General features: G+C 69.5%; 11 protein-coding genes. 7 read left to right on the plus strand and 4 right to left on the minus strand.

Annotated features, from left to right (window positions below; genetic code table 11):
- Nucleotides 1-12: 12 nt before the first annotated feature.
- Genes WS96_RS24080 through WS96_RS24100 form a run of 5 tightly spaced genes read left to right on the plus strand, consistent with a single transcriptional unit; the run spans nucleotide 13 to nucleotide 6,913 of the window.
- Nucleotides 13-1,299 carry a glycosyltransferase gene (locus WS96_RS24080; protein ID WP_059835917.1) on the plus strand — a complete coding sequence of 429 codons (1,287 nt, stop codon included), beginning with the start codon at nucleotides 13-15 and terminating at the stop codon, nucleotides 1,297-1,299.
- On the plus strand, nucleotides 1,296-2,891 hold the full coding sequence (locus WS96_RS24085) for a DHA2 family efflux MFS transporter permease subunit (protein WP_059835919.1): 1,596 nt from the start codon (nucleotides 1,296-1,298) through the stop codon (nucleotides 2,889-2,891). Before WS96_RS24080 ends, WS96_RS24085 begins: the two co-directional genes overlap by 4 nt.
- A 10-nt stretch (nucleotides 2,892-2,901) precedes the next feature.
- The gene (locus WS96_RS24090) at nucleotides 2,902-3,840 is read left to right on the plus strand and encodes a glycosyltransferase family 2 protein (RefSeq protein WP_059835921.1); all 939 of its coding nucleotides are present in this window, start codon (nucleotides 2,902-2,904) and stop codon (nucleotides 3,838-3,840) included.
- An 11-nt stretch (nucleotides 3,841-3,851) separates the two neighbouring features.
- Nucleotides 3,852-5,720: an efflux transporter outer membrane subunit gene (locus WS96_RS24095; protein WP_059835946.1), complete on the plus strand. Its 1,869-nt coding sequence runs from the start codon at nucleotides 3,852-3,854 to the stop codon at nucleotides 5,718-5,720.
- On the plus strand, nucleotides 5,720-6,913 hold the full coding sequence (locus WS96_RS24100; RefSeq protein WP_059835923.1) for an HlyD family secretion protein: 1,194 nt from the start codon (nucleotides 5,720-5,722) through the stop codon (nucleotides 6,911-6,913). The genes WS96_RS24095 and WS96_RS24100 overlap by 1 nt, the downstream gene beginning before the upstream one ends.
- A 206-nt stretch (nucleotides 6,914-7,119) precedes the next feature.
- On the opposite strand, the gene WS96_RS24105 is transcribed toward WS96_RS24100, so the two are convergent.
- The gene (locus WS96_RS24105; RefSeq protein WP_059835948.1) at nucleotides 7,120-10,545 is read right to left on the minus strand and encodes a beta strand repeat-containing protein; all 3,426 of its coding nucleotides are present in this window, start codon (nucleotides 10,543-10,545) and stop codon (nucleotides 7,120-7,122) included.
- Nucleotides 10,546-10,710: 165 nt separating this feature from the next.
- On the minus strand, nucleotides 10,711-12,375 hold the full coding sequence (locus tag WS96_RS24110; protein WP_059835925.1) for a ShlB/FhaC/HecB family hemolysin secretion/activation protein: 1,665 nt from the start codon (nucleotides 12,373-12,375) through the stop codon (nucleotides 10,711-10,713).
- A gap of 448 nt (nucleotides 12,376-12,823) precedes the next feature.
- On the opposite strand from WS96_RS24110, the gene fdhA reads away from it, so the two are divergent.
- Complete coding sequence (gene fdhA / locus WS96_RS24115) at nucleotides 12,824-14,020, plus strand: formaldehyde dehydrogenase, glutathione-independent (RefSeq protein ID WP_059835927.1); 1,197 nt, start codon at nucleotides 12,824-12,826, stop codon at nucleotides 14,018-14,020.
- Between the two features lie 308 nt (nucleotides 14,021-14,328).
- On the opposite strand, the gene WS96_RS24120 is transcribed toward fdhA, so the two are convergent.
- Nucleotides 14,329-15,102, minus strand: coding sequence for a hypothetical protein (locus WS96_RS24120; RefSeq protein WP_059835929.1), 774 nt, complete (start codon nucleotides 15,100-15,102; stop codon nucleotides 14,329-14,331).
- 202 nt (nucleotides 15,103-15,304) lie between these two features.
- Nucleotides 15,305-16,726 carry an aminotransferase-like domain-containing protein gene (locus tag WS96_RS24125; protein ID WP_059835931.1) on the minus strand — a complete coding sequence of 474 codons (1,422 nt, stop codon included), beginning with the start codon at nucleotides 16,724-16,726 and terminating at the stop codon, nucleotides 15,305-15,307.
- A gap of 266 nt (nucleotides 16,727-16,992) precedes the next feature.
- Between WS96_RS24125 and WS96_RS24130 the strand changes: the two genes are divergently transcribed.
- Nucleotides 16,993-18,405, plus strand: coding sequence for a discoidin domain-containing protein (locus WS96_RS24130; RefSeq protein ID WP_059835933.1), 1,413 nt, complete (start codon nucleotides 16,993-16,995; stop codon nucleotides 18,403-18,405).
- Nucleotides 18,406-18,511 lie beyond the last annotated feature (106 nt).

Here is an 18,511-nt window from a genome sequence, read left to right on the forward strand (position 1 = left end):
GCGAGGCGCGCGATGGCGAAGATGATCGTGACCGCGATCGGTTCGGCGGGCGACGTGCATCCGATGCTCGGCATCGCGCGCACGCTCGCGGCGCGCGGTCACGAGGTCGTGTTCTGTACGCATGCGCCGTTCGAGGCGGCCGTGCGCCGCTGCGAGTTCGCGTTCGTGCCGGTCGGCACCGCGGCCGACTACGACGCGGCGATGGCGAACCCGGCGCTGTGGGATCCGCGCACGTCGTTCCGCACGCTGTGGCAGGTGATCGCGCCGACGCTGCGCCCGCATTACGACGCCCTGCGCGCGCTGACCGATGCCGACACGGTGCTGGTCGGCACGCTGTGGGCATTTTCCGCGCGCTTCATGCAGGAACTGCACGGCACGCCGTACGTGTCGGTGCAGGTGTCGCCGTCGACGCTGCTGTCCGCGCATGCGCCGCCGACCCACCCGCGCCTGACGATTCCCGCACGCTGGCCGTTGCCGGTGAAGTCGGCGCTGATGACGCTGATCGAGCGGCAGGTGCTCGACCGCGTGTGCGGCCCGGCGCTCGACGCGGTGCGCGGCGAGCTCGGGCTTGCGCCCGCGCGGCGCGTGCTCGGCCGCTGGCTGCATTCGACCGACGGCGTGCTGTGCCTGTTTCCCCGCTGGTTCGCGCCGCCGCAGCCGGACTGGCCGTCGAACCATCTGCAAAGCGGTTTTCCGTTGTTCAACGACATCGCCGCCGCCGCCGCCGATGTGGCGCTCGATGCGTTTCTCGCGGCCGGCGAGCCGCCGGTCGTGTTCACGGCCGGTTCGACGCTCGTCGATCACGCGGCGTATGCGCGCGCGGCGGCGGACGCGCTGCGCGCGACCGGCGCGCGCGGGATCCTGCTGACGCCGCACGACGATGCGGCGCAGACCGGCGACCGGCTGCTCGTGCGCCGTTTCGTGCCGATGCGCACGCTGCTGCCGCGTTGCCGCGCGCTCGTGCATCACGGCGGGATCGGCACGGCGGCGCTCGCGTGCGAAGCCGGCATCGTGCAGGTCGTCACGCCGTTCGCGCACGACCAGTTCGACAACGCGCAACGCGTCGTCGCGAACGGCTGCGGCGTGCGGGTCGACGGCCCGCTCGACGGCGCGCGGCTCGGCGCGGCGCTCGCGCGCGTGCTCGAAGAACCCGCGTTCGCGGTACACGCCGAGCGTACGCGCGCGCTGCTCGCAGCCGCGCCGGACGGCTGCGGCGCGGCCGCCGATTTCATCGAACGGTTCGTGCCCGGGCGCGGGCGGCTGGCCGCGCGGGCCGATGTCGCGGTGGCCGGCGCATGAGCACCGCGTCGCCGCTTCGCGACGGGCCCGTCGCGCCGTCCGCGTTCGACGGGCCGGCGCCCGTGCCGGCCGCGCAGCCGGTGCGCGGCATCCGGCTCGCGCTGCTGACGTTCGCGCTGTCGCTCGCGACCTTCATCGAGGTGCTCGACTCGACCGTGACGAACGTCGCGGTGCCGGCGATCTCCGGCAGTCTCGGCGTATCGAACAGTCAGGGCACGTGGGTGATCAGCTCCTATTCGGTCGCGGCCGCGATCGCGGTGCCGCTGACCGGCTGGCTCGCACGGCGCGTCGGCGAGCTGCGGCTGTTCGTCGGCGCGGTGCTGCTGTTTACGCTGACGTCGCTGCTGTGCGGGCTCGCGCGCGACCTGCATGTGCTCGTGATCTGCCGCGCGCTGCAGGGATTGTGTTCCGGGCCGATGGTGCCGCTGTCGCAGACGATCCTGCTGCGTACGTTCCCGCCGGACAAGCGCACGATCGCGCTTGCGCTGTGGGCGATGACGGTGCTGCTCGCGCCGATCTTCGGGCCGGTGGTCGGCGGCTGGATCGTCGACAACTTTTCGTGGCCGTGGATCTTCCTGATCAATTTGCCGATCGGGCTGTTCTCGTTCGCGGTGTGCACCGCGATGCTGCGCCCCGACGCGCAGCGCGGCGCGGCCGGCCCGATCGACGTGCCGGGCATCGTGTTGCTCGTGATCGGCGTCGGCTCGCTGCAGGCGATGCTCGATCTCGGCCACGACCGCGGCTGGTTCGATTCGCCGCTGATCGTCACGCTCGCGGTGGTCGCGGCGCTCGCGATCGTGTCGCTGCTGATCTGGGAGGCGGGCGAAGCGCATCCCGTGGTCGATCTGAGCCTGTTTCGCGACCGCACGTTCTCGTTCTGCGTGCTGATCATCTCGCTCGGGATGATGAGCTTCTCGGTGGTCGGCGTCGTGTTTCCGCTGTGGATGCAGGCCGTGATGGGCTACAACGCGTTTCATGCGGGGCTCGCGACCGCATCGCTCGGCGTGCTCGCGCTCGTGTTCTCGATCCTCGTCGGGCTGCATGCGCACCGCTTCGACGCGCGCGTGCTCGCGACCTTCGGCTTCCTCGTCTTCGCGGCCGTGCTCGCGTGGGACGCGCACTTCACGCTGAAGATGACGTTCGCGCAGATCGCCGCGCCGGGGCTGATCCAGGGGATCGGGCTGCCGTGCTTCTTCATTCCGCTGACTGCCGCCACGCTGTCGCGCATTCCGGACGACCGGCTCGCCGCCGCATCGAGCCTGTCGAACTTCCTGCGCACGCTGTCGGCCGCATTCGGCACCGCGATGAGCGTGACGCTGTGGGACAACCGCGCGACCTATCACTACGACGTCGTGTCGCAATCGGTCACGCATGCGTCGACGAACACGCAACGCTTCGTGCATGCGTTGAACGCGATGGGCGTGGACGGCGTGCGCGAGCTGACGACGCTGCATCAGGTCGTGATGCAGCAGGCGTACATGATGGCGACGGGCGACATGTTCTGGATGGCGAGCATGACGTGCGTCGCGCTCGCGGCGATGATGTGGCTGACGCGGCCCAGGCGCGGCGCGGCAGCCTCGTTCGGGCATTGAGGAGCGGACCATGACGACACTCGGCGCACTCGTGATTCTCTATCACCCGAGCGACGCGCAGCTCGACGCGCTGCGCGGCTGGCGGCACGCGTGCGATGCGCTGCTCGTCGTCGACAACACGCCGCAGCCCGATGCGCGGGCTCGCGCGCAGTGCGCGCGCGACGGCATCGCGTGGCTGCATCACGGCAATCGCGGCGGGATCGCGGGCGCATACAACGCGGGGCTGGCCGCGCTGTTCGGCGACGGCGTCGATGCAGTCGCGCTGTTCGATCAGGACTCGTCGGTGCCGGCCGGATACTTCGCGACGATGCGCGGCGTTTGCGCGACGCTCGCGGCGCGCGCGTTCCTCGCCGGCCCGCGCATCTTCGACGAGAACGCGCAAAGCTTCCTGCCCGAACTCGCGACGAACGGCATCGGGTTGCGCCGCCTGCGCATCGAAGCGGGCACGCCGATGCAGCGCTGCGCGTTCCTGATCTCGTCGGGCTGCGTCGTGTCGCGCGACGCATTCGACGTGCTCGGCCGCTTCGACGAGACGCTGTTCATCGATCACGTCGACACCGAGTACAGCTTCCGCGCGCTTGCGCGCAACGTGCCGCTCTATGTCGTGCCGTCGCTGGTGCTGCCGCACCGGATCGGCGCGAAACGGCGGCATGCGATCGGCCCTTTCGAAATGACGTCGATGAATCACTCGTGGCAACGGCGCTACTACAGCGCGCGCAATGCGGTGCAGCTCGGGATGCAGTACGGGCTGCGCTTTCCGGTGGCGCTCGTGCCGAATCTGCTGACCGTGTGGCAGGTCGTGCAGATCGCGCTCGTCGAGCGCGACAAGCGCGCGAAGCTGGCCGGCATCCTGTTCGGCGTCGCGGACGGCCTGTTCGGCCGCCTCGGCCCGCTCGAGCGCACGCGGCCGCGTCTGGCCGCACGGGCGCGGCACGTTCGGCAGGGGTGACGATGCGGCGGATGAGGCAAGCGGCGGGTTCGCCGCGTGGCGCGAAGGGCGGTTGGTCGATCGCGGCGGCCGCGGCATTGCTCGCATTGGGCGGCTGCATGCCGTCGGGCTTCCTGCCGGCGCTGTCGCTGCGCGCGCCGGCCGACGATGCGCTCGTGCATACCGCCGGCCCGGGCGCGAACGGCGCGTGGCCGGCGCCCGACTGGGTGAAGCAGCTACAGGATCCGCAACTCGACGATCTGGTCGCCGAGGCATCGCGGAACAATCCCGATCTGCAGGTCGCGCAGGCGCGGCTGCGGATCGCGCAGGCGCAACTTCAGCAGTTCGATTCGCTGACGGGCCTCACGGGCACGGCCGGCGCGACGATCAGCCGCGCGCGGATGCCGAAGCCCGGCGACATCGCCGACGTGACGGCCGGCGGCTATCGCGTGCCGGTACAGATCTTCGGCGATCCGAACGTGTCGCCGTCGTCGGTCTTCGTCGGGCTGAACTACCAGCTCGATCTGTGGGGCAAGAACCGCGCGGCGACGAAGAGCCTGATGTCGTTGCGCGACGCGGCCGGCGTCGAGGCCGAACAGGTGCGGCTCACGCTCGCCGTCGCGATCGTCACCGTGTATTGCCAGCTCGACCAGGCGTACGCGGTGCGCGACCTGTTGCAGCAGAAACTGAAGATCAGCCAGCGCGTGACGGCCGTGCTGCGCGAGCGCACCGCGCGCGGTCTCGACAACGCGTACGACGCCAGCGACGCATCGATCAAGCGCAGCCGCCTGCTCGAACAGATCGCGCTGAACGACGAGCAGATCAAGCTCGCCCAACTGCAGCTCGGCGTGCTGTCGGGCCGCGGCCCGGAGCGCGGGCTCGCGCTGCAGCGGCCGCGCGTCGGCGCGTTCACGGGCGGTGCGCTGCCGGCCCGGCTGCCGGCCGATTTGCTGGGTCGCCGGCCCGACATCGTTGCCGCGCGGCTGCGGGTCGAAGCCGCGTTCGCGAATGCCGACTCGACGCGCGCGCAGTTCTATCCGGACGTGAACCTCGTCGCGCTCGGCGGCGTGTTCGCGTTGACGCCCGCATCGCTGTTCTCGCGCGATTCGCTCGCGGGCTCCGTCGGCCCCGCGATCTCGCTGCCGATCTTCGATCGCGGCCGGCTGAAGGCGAAGCTCGGCGCGGACGTCGCGCAGGCCGACGTCGCGATCGGGTTGTACAACAAGACCGTCGACGATGCGCTCGGGCAGGTCGCGCAGCTCGTCACGTCGCTGCAGACGTCGCAGACGCTCGTCGCGCAGCAGCAGGACGCGGTCGCGGCCGCGCAGAAGATCGTGCAGATCGCGGCGGATCGCCATCGGCGCGGCGTGCTGATGCAGAAGGACGTCGATGTCGCGGATCTCACGCTGATCGACGAGCGCGCGCAGATGATCGCGTTGCTCGGCAAGCAGCGGACGCTGCAGGTCGGGTTGATCGGCGCGCTGGGCGGCGGGTTCGATGCGAGGGGCGGGGCGTCGGCGTCCGCTTCGGCATCGACGCCGGCCGTTGGTCAAGCGCGCGGCGGCGCGGCGAAGCGAGGACCGGCGACGGCGGCGACGGCGACGGCGGCGACGGCGAGCGTGAGCCGGGCGGCTGCGTCGGCGCCGCCGCCCGATACGCGTTCGGCGGCCGGGGCCGCGCGGCAGGCCGCCGGATCCGGCGGCACGTCGGCCATCGGTGTCGCATCGCGCGATGCGGCGAGCCGTATGTCGAATGCGGCCGCGGCGAACAACGCCCCGCCGCCTCGCGGCGCACCCGCTTCGACCCGTACCGCGTCCGCGAACCCGGCGGCCGACCCGCCCGCGACGCCGGCCATTCCGCTGTTTCAGCATGACCGCCTGATCGTTACGCAAAGCGACTGATGCATCACGACAACCTTCATACCGCCGCGCCGCCGGCCGCACTCGACGACGACCCGGCGCTCGACGCGCGCCGCGCGACACGCCGCAAGCGCTTCCTGGTGTTCTTCGCGATCGTGCTCGCGGCCGCGCTCGCATGGCTCGCGTTCTGGTTTTTGAGCCAGCGATACTACGAAGACACCGACGACGCGTATGTCGCGGGCAGCATCGTGCAGGTCGCCGCGCAGATTCCGGGCGCCGTGACCGACGTGCTGGTCGCCGATACGCAGGTCGTGCGCGCGGGGCAGACGCTCGTGCGGCTCGACGATGCCGAGGCGTCCGTCGCGTTCGCGCAGGCGAAGGCGCAACTCGTGCAGGCCGTACGGCAGGTCGCGAACGCGAAGATCTCGAACACGATGTACGTCGAAGCGGTGAACGCGCGGCGGGCCGACCTGCAGCTCGCGCAGCGCGCGCTGGCCGCGCGTTCGGGCGCGTCGGTCGAGATCGTCGCGCCCGAGGAACTGGCGCGCGCCCGCGCGGCGGTGGCCGGCGCGCAGGCCAACCTCGCCGCCGCGCAGGCGCAGCTCGACGCGGCGCGCGCGCTCGGCAGCAAGCTGCCCGTCGACGAAAGCCCGGCCGTCGTGCAGGCGGCCGCGCAGTTCAAGCTCGCCTACCGGAACCTGAAGCGCACGACGATCGTCGCGCCCGTCGACGGCACGATCGGGCAACGCTCGGTGCAGGTCGGCCAGCAGGTCGGGCCCGGCGTGCCGCTGATGTCGATCGTGCAACTGAACCGGTTGTGGATCGACGCGAATTTCAAGGAAGGGCAGATTCGCCACATGCGCGTCGGGCAGCCGGTCGAAGTCGTATCGGATCTCTACGGGGCCCGCATCGTCTATCGCGGCCGCGTGCAGGGGTTTTCGGCGGGTACGGGCAGCGCGTTCTCGATGCTGCCGTCGCAGAATGCCGCCGGCAACTGGATCAAGGTCGTGCAGCGCGTGCCGGTCGTGATCGCGATCGAGCCGAAGGATCTCGCCGCGCATCCGCTGCGGGTCGGGCTGTCGATGCGCGTGACGGTCGACACGCACGATCGCAACGGCCATGCGCTCGACAGCGAACCGCCGACGCCTGCCGTCAGCACGCGCGTGCACGACGGCGTGGCGAGCGAGGCCGATGCGGCTGCCGCGGCGATCGTTCGGGAGAATCAGGGCGGGTAGGGGAGGTCGGCGGGGCGCTAGAGGGAAGTGGCGAGAAGGTAGCGGACGGGCAGTGGCGAGTCGTACATGGTGGCGCGCCCCAACCGTGCGAGCTTGCACGTGCGACCGTCGTGCGCCACGACGCGATGCGCGGGAACGAACGAGCGCCTCGTCGTTCCCGCGCGCGCAGGCGGGCGGTCAGACTGCCCGCCCGCGCCAGGTCACGGTCAGAAGCCGCCGAGCGTGCGACCCACGAGCGGCACGTTCACCGCTTCGCCGGACACGGTATTGCCCCGCATCGACGTGACCGAGAGTCCCGCCAGGCCGCCGTATTGCTGATCGTAGCCCTGCGTGTAGGCGATCCGGCTGCTGGTCGACGACGCCTGCGCCGTGCCGAAGTTCGTCCCGGCAATGCCGCCGAGGAACGCAAACATGTTGCCGCTCACGGTGCCGGACGACGACGACTGGCTGATCCTGCCGCCGTTGCTGCCCACCAGGCCGCCGACCCGCGCGTTCCAGCCGCCCGTGGCGTCGCCGCTCGCGTCGGACAACTCGATCGTACCGCGGTCATTGTTGCCGACGAGGCCGCCGACGTTGGCTTTGTCGCCGGCCACGACGGCGCCCGATGCACGCGAGCTTCGCACCGTGCCGCTGTTGAACCCGACCAGGCCGCCGGCCTGGCTCGCATCGACGGCCGTGACGTTGCCGCTCGCCCATGACGATTCGATGGTTCCGGTATTCCGGCCGGCCAGACCGCCGGCTTCGGCGTTGGCGCGGACCGACACCGTGCCGGATGCGTTGACGTCCGCGATGCGGCCGCCGTTGATGCCGACGAAGCCGCCGACCTTGCCGTTCGCGCCGCCGCGCGTCGTGCCATGCGCGGAAGATGCGGTGATCGTCGAATTGGCCTCGGTGACGCCGGCAAAACCGCCGACCGTTTCGGCGGCCATGCCGCTGACGTACCCGCGTGCGCTCGATCCGTCGATGGTGCCGCCGGATGCGTTGCGGCCGACGAAGCCGCCGGCCACGGCGTTCGCAAAGGCCACGACGTCGCCGTTCGCGTTCGACGCGTCGATGCGGCCCCGGTTGATCCCGACGAGCCCGCCCGCGACGCCGCCGGTCTCGCGTGCCGCCACGTCGCCGTAGGCATTGGACGCATGGATGCGGCCGCTGTTGATGCCGACGAGCCCGCCGGAAACGCCGTTATTTGCCGCAAGGGCGTCGCCGGATGCGCTGGAGCCGTCGATGAGCCCCTCGTTCGCGCCGACGAGGCCGCCCGCGATGCCGCCCGTCGCGGTGCCGACGTCGCCGGATGCGACCGATGCCGTCACGCGGCCGGTGTTGCGGCCGACCAGGCCGCCCACCGTGCTCTGCACACCGGCCGAGACGCGGCCGCTTGCGCGCGATGTGTCGATCGCGCCTGCATTGACACCGACCAGCGCGCCAGCGGTACTGGCCGTGCCGGCGGAAACCAGGACGGCCGCGTCGGCGCCGCTGATCGTGCCGGTATTGCGCCCGACGAAACCGCCGACGGCCGAGCTGGATTCCCTGACGTAGACATCCCCCCGGCTCGACGACTCGCGGATATCGCCGCTGTTGACGCCGGCGAGACCGCCGATGCCGGTCGCGCCGTTGTTGGGCAGCGTGCCGGCGGCGTCGATGGTGACGCTCGTGTCGGCGTGGCTGCGGGTGATCGTCGCGTTGCCGAGCCACCCGCCCGGCGACGTGACGTTCTCGCCGACGAGCCCGCCGATGGCGGTCGTGTAGCGGTCGCCCTGGACGTCGCCCGACACCGACGCGCGGTCGATCGTGCCGCTCAGGTTCAGGCCGACGAGGCCGCCCGCGACGTTGCCGCGCGCGCCGCTGCTCGTGACGGAGACATCGCGCGCGTGCACGTTCGACAGCGTGCCCTGGACGTTCGCGCCGACCAGCGAGCCGACCGTCACGGGCCCGCGATAGTTCGAGGTTCCGCGTGCCGACACCGAATCGAGCGTCAAGTTGGCGATCGTGCCGCTGTTGACCGCGAACAGGCCGACGAACGGCCCGCTGTTGTAGACGGACAAGCCGGAGATCGCGTTGCCGAGGCCGTCGAACGTGCCGGCGAACGTCGCGTCGCCGCCGATGCTGCGGAACGCACCGCTACCCTTGATCGCATTGCCGAGCACGTAACGGCCGTTCAGGTCCGCATCCACCGAACGCAATTGATCGACGTTGTGGATCACGCGATAAGCCTGACCGTTCGCGCTGAACGACGCATTCGCGCCCGACAGCGTGACGGCCGCGTTGCCGTTCAACGCATGCCCGTTGCCGGAGTTCAGCGCGAGGCCGGCGTTGCGGCCCGTGAGCGCGACCCTGTCGTTGACGTCGATGCGTCGTGCGGCGTTGACTGCGATCCGAGCGTTCGCGCCGCTCGTCGTCAGCGATTTGCCGAGCTTCACGTCGCCGCGCACGGACGTCAGCGTCAGACCGTGGTCGCTGTTCCAGCCGATCGCGCCGTCGGTCGTCAGCGCACCGTCGGTGCTCGTCAGTTCGACCGGCGTGGTGCCGAGATTGCGCGACAGCGTCGCCGCGCCGATCGTCGCGTTCGCGTCGTCGGCGACGCGCGCGTTCGCCGTGTCGATCTTCCACGTGCCCGAGCGGCCGTTCGCGCCGCGCGTGTCGACCGTGGCATCGCCGGCGACGCGAACCTGCGTGCCGCGCGTCGCGACCTCGCCGCCGTTGCCTGCCGTGGCGCTCGCATCCAGCGTGCCGCCGGCGTACACGGTGCCGCCGTCGAGCGTGATGCGTCCGCCGTGGCTGCTCAGCCCGCGCGCCTCGATGGTGCCGTCGTTGTTGACCACCGCATGCAGCAGATTGCCGGCGGCGCGCGCCGTCATCAGCACCTCGCCGCCGTCGGCCTTCAGCAGGCCGCCGTTGCTCGCCTGCGCGTCGACGGCGCCGCCGTCGACCTGCACGCTGAGCAGGTCGCTGCCGTCGAAGTTGACCTTGAATGCGTTGCCGGCGCCGAGCGCGATACGGCCCAGCTTCGCGTGGATCACGCCGGCGTTCGACACGCGCGCGCCGAGCAGGGCGACGCTGCCGCCGTCGGCCGCGGTGATGTGGCCGGCATTGATGATCGAGGCGGCGGACGTGCCGGCGAAGCGGTAGTTGCCGGCGAGGAAGTCGGCATCGGACAGGTTCTGCGTGGACGCGACGAGGCTACCGACGTTGACCTGCGAACCGGCGCCGAACATCACGCCGTTCGGGTTGACGAGGAACACCTTGCCGTTCGCGTCGATGCGGCCGTCGATCTGGCTGCCGCGGGTGCCGATCACGCGGTTCAGCGCGATCGACGTACTGCCGGGCTGCTGGAACGACACGCGCTCGCCGCCGGCGACGCCGAAGTCCTGCCAGTTGGTGATCAGCTTGTCGGAGTGCTGGTTGATGGACATGGTCTTGCCGTCGGCGGAGGTCGCGATGTTGGCATGGCCGGCGACGACGGCCTGGCCGGTGGGCAGCGCATGCGCGGGCAGGGCGGCGACGCCGAGCAGCGATACGACGCCGGCCGCGACGAGTTTGGTGCCGCCGGTTTTGCCGCGGCGGCGCGCGGTTTCCCCGACCGCGTTCCAGCACCCTTGTGCGTGATTCCATACCAATGCGTAGGTCTTGTTCATCGTTTTCGTTTCCTCGGTGATGAGTATCTTCAATTCATCAGTAAACCTAATTGATGAATCATGGCGCGGAAGGAATTTCCGCTTCATGCGGCGGACGATCACGCTGCACCGCCGCACGGTTGCCGGCCCGCGGCGCTGCCGGGCCGGCCGTTGGCGCCGGGCGACTCAGAAGTACTGGGTCGCCTGGAGCCACACACCTGGCGACCGCGTGATCGCGGCCACCTCGTCGGACCCGCCGAGCGGTCGCGCAACCGCGACGTTGACCTGCCGGCTTGCGCCGTACCAGCCGACGCCGATGCCGGCCGACGACAATTGCAACGTGTTGCGCTCCCGGTTCCACGGCTGCTTGTTGAGCTGCACGCGCCCCGTATCGACGAAAGTGCTGACCTGCCAGCCCGGCGCGGCGAGATAGCGCAGTTCCGCGCTGGCCTGCCAGCCCTGGTCGCCGCTGCCCGCCCCGAGTCCGTATGCACGTACCCCGTACGGGCCGCCAAGGCTGAATTTTTCCGACGAGTCGAGATTGCGCGACGCCAGTTGCGCGCTGAACTGCACGTAGAGCTGAAACCGTGCGGTGAGCGCCTGCAGCCGCAATGCGTTGACGTTCAGCTTGGCGAAGCGGCCGTGGGTTTTCGCGAGCGAATCGAATTCGAGCGGATCGTTGCCGCTCATCCGGCCAATGCCGAACGTCACGGACGCACTGCTGCGGCCGCCGCCGAACCAGTCGTCCTGGTTGTTGCCGCTGATGCCGAACGACCCCATGCGGATGCGCTTCGCGCCGTGCACGTCCAGTGCGTCGTAGTCGTCGTGCAGCCGCTTGTTCTCATAGAGCAGCTGCGCGTTGACGTTCGCGCGGCGGCTGCGCAGCAGCGGTTGCGCGACAGATACGCTTTGTACCGATGCACGGCCGTGATAGTCGAGATCGTCGAAGCTTCCGCCGACCCGGTAGCCCATGTCGGAATACGCGACGCCGAGCCGGGTCGACGCCGGGCCGACGGGCAACTGATAGGTCACGCGGTAATAACGCTGGCGCGCGTCGCTGGTCAGCCCGCGCAGCGTGAACTGATCGCCGAGCCGCAGCGGCGCATTGACGTCGACGCTGCCGGTCGCGCGATAGCGGCCGGTGAGCGGGTCGCCGTAGTTGTCGACATCGAGCGAGCCCGATGCGAACCGGCCGCGTTCGACGTCGACGGCGAGATCGGTCGTGCCGGCTTGCGCACCCGGACGCAGCGTGCCCTTCGCGGTAACGCCCGGCAGATCGTCGAGCAGCAGCAGGCTGCGCTCGAGCGCGTCGCCCCGCACGGCGTCGCCGGGCCGGAGGGCGGCGAGCGGCCGGCGCAGGACGCCTTCCAGCACGCGCGAGCGGTTGTTCAGTTCGATGGCGCCGTAACGGCCTTCGAGCACGTCGATGCGCACGACGCCGCTGTCGATGTCCTGCCGCGGCAGGTAGGCGCGCGCGAGCACGTAGCCGTGTTCGCGGTAATACGCGGAGATCCGGTCGGCGGCTTGCCGGAGTTCGTCGAAGCTCAGTTCGCGGCCGACGAGATCCGCGAGAAGCGGTTGCAGCCGTTCGGCGCCGAACGCACGATTGCCGCCGATCGCGAATGCCTGCACCCGCACGCGCGGCCCGGCGTCGTCGCCGGGCGGCGGCGGCTTCGCGTCGGGCGGCGGCGGGATCGCGAGATCGGGCGGCGAGTCGGCGGGCAGGGTGGGGCGTGTGGCCTCGATGTCACGCATCGATTGCCCGGCGCTGGGCGGCAATGCGTGCGCAATGCCCGGCATCAACAGCGCGGCGCCGATGCGCCAGACCGGGAGGCCTGCCCAGTGCGCCATGCAACCGGTGCGGGCGGCGCGATGCCGTGGACGAGACGTGTCGTGTAACGGGAGCGGCCGCCCTGAGATCGCCGGCGCGGCGGCGGAATCGGCGTGGTGCGGGATGCGGTGGATGGGACGAATTTTCACCCTCGACGGATTGGCGCGCCGATGGGCGCGTGGAGCGTCGGGGATACTACGGAGCGTGGCCGCGTATTGATATTGGATGAGTACTAGGCCAACTGCGTTATCGATTTGTCTTGTCAGATTTTGCCAAAAACGGGGCGCGACGTGCGGGATCCGCATGCACGCGTATCCCGGGGCGCCGATGTCGGCCCGGATCAAACGCGTGTCGCGTTTGAGACATCGGCCCCCCTGCCTCCCGGACTACTCTCGAACAGCACGTTGCGCGTGCGCCGCAAGGGCCGGCGCGCCGCGGCGCCATCCAACGAGACATGGAGACAATACGATGAGCAGCAATCGAGGTGTCGTCTATCTTGGGCCGGGCCAGGTCGAAGTCCAGAAAATCGATTATCCGAAGATGGTCGACCCGAGCGGTCGCGCGATCGGCCACGGCGTGATCCTGAAAGTCGTCAGCACGAACATCTGCGGCTCCGACCAGCACATGGTGCGCGGCCGGACGACCGCGCCGGTCGGCCTCGTGCTCGGTCACGAGATCACCGGCGAAGTGATCGAAGTAGGCCCGGACGTCGAGACGCTGAAGATCGGCGATCTCGTGTCGGTGCCGTTCAACGTCGCCTGCGGGCGCTGCGCGATGTGCAAGGACACGCATACGGGCGTGTGCCTGAACGTGAACCCGTCGCGTGCCGGCGGCGCGTACGGCTACGTCGACATGGGCGGCTGGATCGGCGGCCAGGCCGAGTACGTGCTCGTGCCGTATGCCGATTTCAACCTGCTGAAATTCCCGGATCGCGATCAGGCGATGGCGAAGATCCGCGATCTGACCTGCCTGTCCGACATTCTGCCGACCGGTTATCACGGCGCGGTGAGCGCGGGCGTGAAGCCCGGTTCGACGGTCTACATCGCGGGCGCGGGCCCGGTCGGGATGGCGGCCGCCGCGTCGGCGCGCCTGCTCGGCGCGGCCGTGACGATCGTCGGCGACATGAACGCGGAGCGCCTCGCGCACGCACGGGCGATGGGGTTCGAGACGGTCGACCTGTCGAAGGACGCGTCGCTCGGCGAGCAGATCGCGCAGATCCTCGGCGTGCCGGAGATCGACTGCGCGGTCGATTGCGTCGGCTTCGAGGCGCACGGCCACGGCTCGTCGGGCCATTCGGAGGAAGCGCCCGCGACGGTGCTGAACTCGCTGATGGAAATCACGCGCCCGGCCGGCGCGATCGGCATCCCGGGCCTGTACGTGACGGACGATCCGGGCGCGAAGGACAAGGCCGCGCAGCACGGCAGCCTGAGCATCCGCTTCGGCCTCGGCTGGGCGAAGTCGCATTCGTTCTTCACGGGGCAGACGCCGGTGCTGAAGTACAACCGCAACCTGATGCAGGCGATCCTGTTCGACCGGCTGCCGATCGCGAAGATCGTCAACGTCGAAGTGATTTCGCTCGACCAGGCGCCGGAAGGCTACAAGAAGTTCGACGGCGGCGCGCCGCGCAAATTCGTCATCGACCCGCACGGGTTGCTGGCGGCGTGATGCGCTAGCGTTCGACACGCGCGACACGAAGCGGGCGGTGCCGGAAACGGGCCGCCCGTTTTCGTTGCGGGCGCGAAGGCGGGGGAGGCAATGCGGCGAGCGGACGCGCGCCAGATGGCGGCCAGGGTCACGAGCTGCAGTGCATTCATCGACGGAGTCCGTTCGGGGGATCGGACGGCCGGCGTGCGATACGCGCCGGCGCGGGAATGATCCATTGAACGTCGTACGTCGGGCGCGACACAAACGAGGTCTTGTGACGGGCGGTTTAGAAAATCGAATCGACGGGCGCGCGGGTCTGGATCGCGCGCTCAGTGGCCGCGATAGAGCTTCGCGATTTCGGCGTTGCTCGCTGCGGCGCGGCGGGTCCGCCCGGTGTGCAGGCTGACGCGGCGGATCGCGCGCGTGCGATGGGCGACGTCGCGGCCGCCTTTCCAGTCGGCCACGCGGACTGCGCCGGTGCGCATGCGGTCGGGCGCGCGCAACGACGGCGCGGCTTGCGCAACCGCCATCCTGCGCGCGGGTTTGCCGGCGAACGGGGCGGCCGGTTGCGGATTGGTCTGTGGCGGATTGGCTGCCACCCGTGTTTCATCGGTCGAATGAAACGGGTAGACGGGTGCCGGCACGACCGGTATCAATGGCTCGTTCGACGCCTGAAGTACGGCTCCGGTCGCGACGGCGGCCGGCGCAGCGGATCCGCGACAAGCGGGATCGGCCTTGCAGGTCTGGTCGACCGTCACGTAGCCGCCGACCAGCAGCACGAGCGTGAGGATGCTCAGGATCGGCGCGCTCGATGCGCGCGGCCGCTGGGAAGCCGCGTTGCGCAGCGTGCGGGCGACGCGCGATGACCATGTATGGAACGACCGCGGCGCATGTGCGGCACGCGCGTCGGCCGGCGTGCGGCGAATCGGTTCGAACGGCCAGTTCCACTGACCGCAGACGGGGCAATGCTCGAGCGCGCGGAACGCCACGAAACCGCATTCGCGGCAGCGGCAGCACGTCGCGTGCCGCGATTCGGCGCGCGCGTTCAGCACGGCACGCCAGGCATCGCGCGCGCGGACGCTTCGGTTGGGCAGGACGCGCATGTCAGCGACCGGCGGGCGCCATCGTCGGGTGACACATCGGCGGTCGTCTGGATACGGTGTGCATTTGATTCTCCATAACATCGGACGCGTGGAACCCGTTCGTCCGCGGCTGCCTGCCGCTTCATTTTTGGTCGTTCGCGCGTGAAACGCAAGGCGCATGTCGCGCGTCGCGTGCCGCACGTTTCGTGCCGCCCGTCTCATGCTAGCCGCCGTGCCGCTGCCGGGACGCGAGCGTGCCGAGCGTCTCCAGCGCGCGCTCGACGGCCGGTGTCCACGGGCGCCCGTAGTTGAGTCGCAGATAGCGGCGGAAACCGCCGGTGGCAGAAAAGATCGGGCCGGGCGCGATGCTGACGCCGCTTTCCATCGCGTCGTCGAACAGGTGCATCGCATCCATGTGCGGCGGCAGTTCGATCCACAGAAAATACCCGCCGCGCGGTGCGAACACTTCGGTGTCGGCCGGAAAATACGCGCGCACGGCCGAGAGCATCTGCGCCTGGTGCGCGGCGAGATTGCGTCGCAGCTTGCGCAGGAAACGATCGTATGCGCCGTCGCGCAGGTAGCTCGAAATCGCCATCTGCGCCGGTACGTCGGCGGCCGGCGCGCTCGCGCCCTTGGCCTGGCGGATCTGCCGCACGAAGCGGCCGGCCGCGACCCAGCCGATCCGGAACCCGGGCGCGAGACATTTCGAGAACGACCCGCAATGCAGGACGAGCCCGCTGTCGTCGTACAGTTTCGCCGGGCGCGTGGGCGCCGTGCCGAACTGCAGTTCGCCGTACACGTCGTCCTCGATCAGCGGCACGCCGCGCGACGCGAGCAGGTCGATCAGCGCGCGCTTGCGCTCGTCGGTCAGCGTCGCGCCGGTCGGGTTGTGGAACGACGTCATGAACCAGCACGCCCGCACCGGATGCGTGTCGAGCGCCTCGGCGAGCGCGTCGAGGTCGAGGCCGGTGCGCGGGTCGACCGGAATCTCGACGGCCTTCAGGTGCAGGCACTGGACGGCCTGCAGCACCGCGTGGAATGCGGGCCGTTCGATCGCGACGATGTCGCCCGGGCGCGTCAGCGCCTGCAGGCTGAGCGTCAGCGCTTCGGTCGCCCCCGTCGTGATCACGATTTCCTCCAGCGGCAACGATGCGCCCGCGTTCAGATAACGCAACGCGATCTGGCGGCGCAGCGCTTCGTTACCGGGCGGCAGGCCCGCGAGCAGTTTCGTGCGGTCCATGTTGCGGGCGGCCGACGCCACGTAGCGCCACAGGCTGCTCATCGGGAACAGCGAATAGCTCGCGAATGCCGAGCCGAGCGGCACGATGTCGTCGCATTTGAGCGAGTCGAGCAGGCGGAACAGCGCATCGTCGTCGCCGGTTTGCGCGGCGCCCGGCTTGCGCGGGGGATCGCGGCCGAACCGCACGTGCTTGTCCGAGAGGTTCGCAACGAAATAACCGGAGCGCGCCCGCGCGACGATCAGGCCCTCGCTTTCGAGCGCGTAGTACGCGCGAAACACCGTGGACGGGCTGACGCGATACGCGCGGCATGCCGCGCGCACGGTAGGAATGCGCGCGCCGGGCGCCAGATCGCCGCGCCGGATCGCGTCGGCAATCGTCTGCGCCAGCACCGCATAACGCTTCATGCGTGTCCTCCCGGCGTTGGACCTAGATGACAAAGAGTAGTACGGCAGCCGTCACGTGCAAGCGCGCCCTAAATCGCTGATCCGTATGTTTTAAGCGCGCTCTGATCCTTTTCTTTCGTCTGACCAGAAGGCACACTGCCGCAAGTTTTGTTCCCGATGTCCGACCGATACGGAATTCACGCTGCCCGACGGCGGATCCGTGACGCCCACGCGTGCCGCGCGGGTCCTCGTCAGCGGCGTCCCCACCTTACCCGGAAGCATCCAGCGTGAAATCGAAGACCCTCGTCGCCGGCCTCGTGGCCGGCATCGCCCTCAACCTGTTCAGCGGCGTGGCCGCCGCAGCCTGCGTCAACAATCCCGCCGCCCAGCCGAACGCGACGTTTCCCGCCGCGCTGACCGGCAAGCTCGTCTATCACAGCTACGTCAAGTACGGCGACGGCACGAGCCAGCTTTTCCTCTACGATTTTTCGGCCCGCACGCTGACGCAACTCAGCAAGAGCGCGTGGGGCATCACCGATCCGATGAACGGCGTGTTCAGCCCCGACGGCAAGTGGCTCGCGTTCATGGGCATCCGCAACGGCGCATGGAACGTGTTCATGCTGCAGTTCGGCGCCGGCACGCCGCCCGTCAACATGACGAACAGCACGGGTGCCACCCGCAACGAAGACCCGAAGTTCAGCGCGGACGGCAAGACGCTCGTGTTCAAGCAGAACGGCGACGTCAAGCAGGCGACGCTGTCGTACACGAGCGCGGGGCCGGTGTTCACGTCCGTCGTGAGCCTGACGAACGCGCCAGCCGGCGCCGAATACTCGATGCCGTTCCTCGCGCCGGACGCGAGCGCCGTGTACTACGCGACGGGCACCGGCTCGAACATGGGGCTGATGAAGCGCACGATCGCGACCGGTGCGACCGCCGTGTTCGATCGTCCGGCCGGGTTGCAGACGTACTACCCGATCGTGCGTGCGGACGGCATGGTGTACTACGCGCGCTGGAAGGACAGCGGCGGAGCCGACCAGATCTATGCGAAGACGGCCGACCCGGCCTCGACGCCGAGTGCGCTGGCGCTCAACGACTGCATGAGCAACAACTCGGACCCGGCGCCTGTCAGTGGTACGAATTACCTGTTTTTCTCGTCGACGACGGCGGGCGGCTATCAGCTCTACGTCGGCGACGTGACGACCGGCCAGCGCTGGAGCCTGTCGCAGTTCGGCGTGAATGCGGACACGACGAAGGCGAAACTCGGCGCGAACTACTACGGCGGCCCGGCCGCCAAGCAGTTGACGCTGCTGTCGCAAGGCCGTCCGGCCGCCGCATCCGCGAGCTACGACGCGTCGCTGACGGCCGACAAGGCGTTCGACGGCAACACGACGAGCACGCGCTGGGATTCGCCGGAAGGCGCGGGCGTCGATCCGCAATGGATCTCCGTCGATCTCGGTGCGACGAAGACGATCAGCAGCATCGATCTGTACTGGGATGCGGGCGCGCTCGTCTATCAGATCCAGACGTCGAACGACAACGCGAACTGGACGACGATCTACTCGACGAACAACGGCGTGTCGTACGGGCACGTGACGTTGCCGAACCTGAACGGGCAGGGGCGTTACGTGCGGATGCTCGGCACGAAGCGGGCGACGCAGTGGGGTTATTCGCTCGACGAGATGCAGGTGTGGGGATCGTAAGCGCAAACGGAAAGGCGGCCTTCGAGGCCTAATGCCGTTCAGTTAAGGTTCCGAGTCAAGTATCGAACGGTGTAGCGGAACGGTCTGGACTTGACGGCCCGAGCGC

The sequence above is a fragment of the Burkholderia sp. MSMB1835 genome, assembly GCF_001526365.1.
Classification (GTDB): Bacteria; Pseudomonadota; Gammaproteobacteria; order Burkholderiales; family Burkholderiaceae; genus Burkholderia.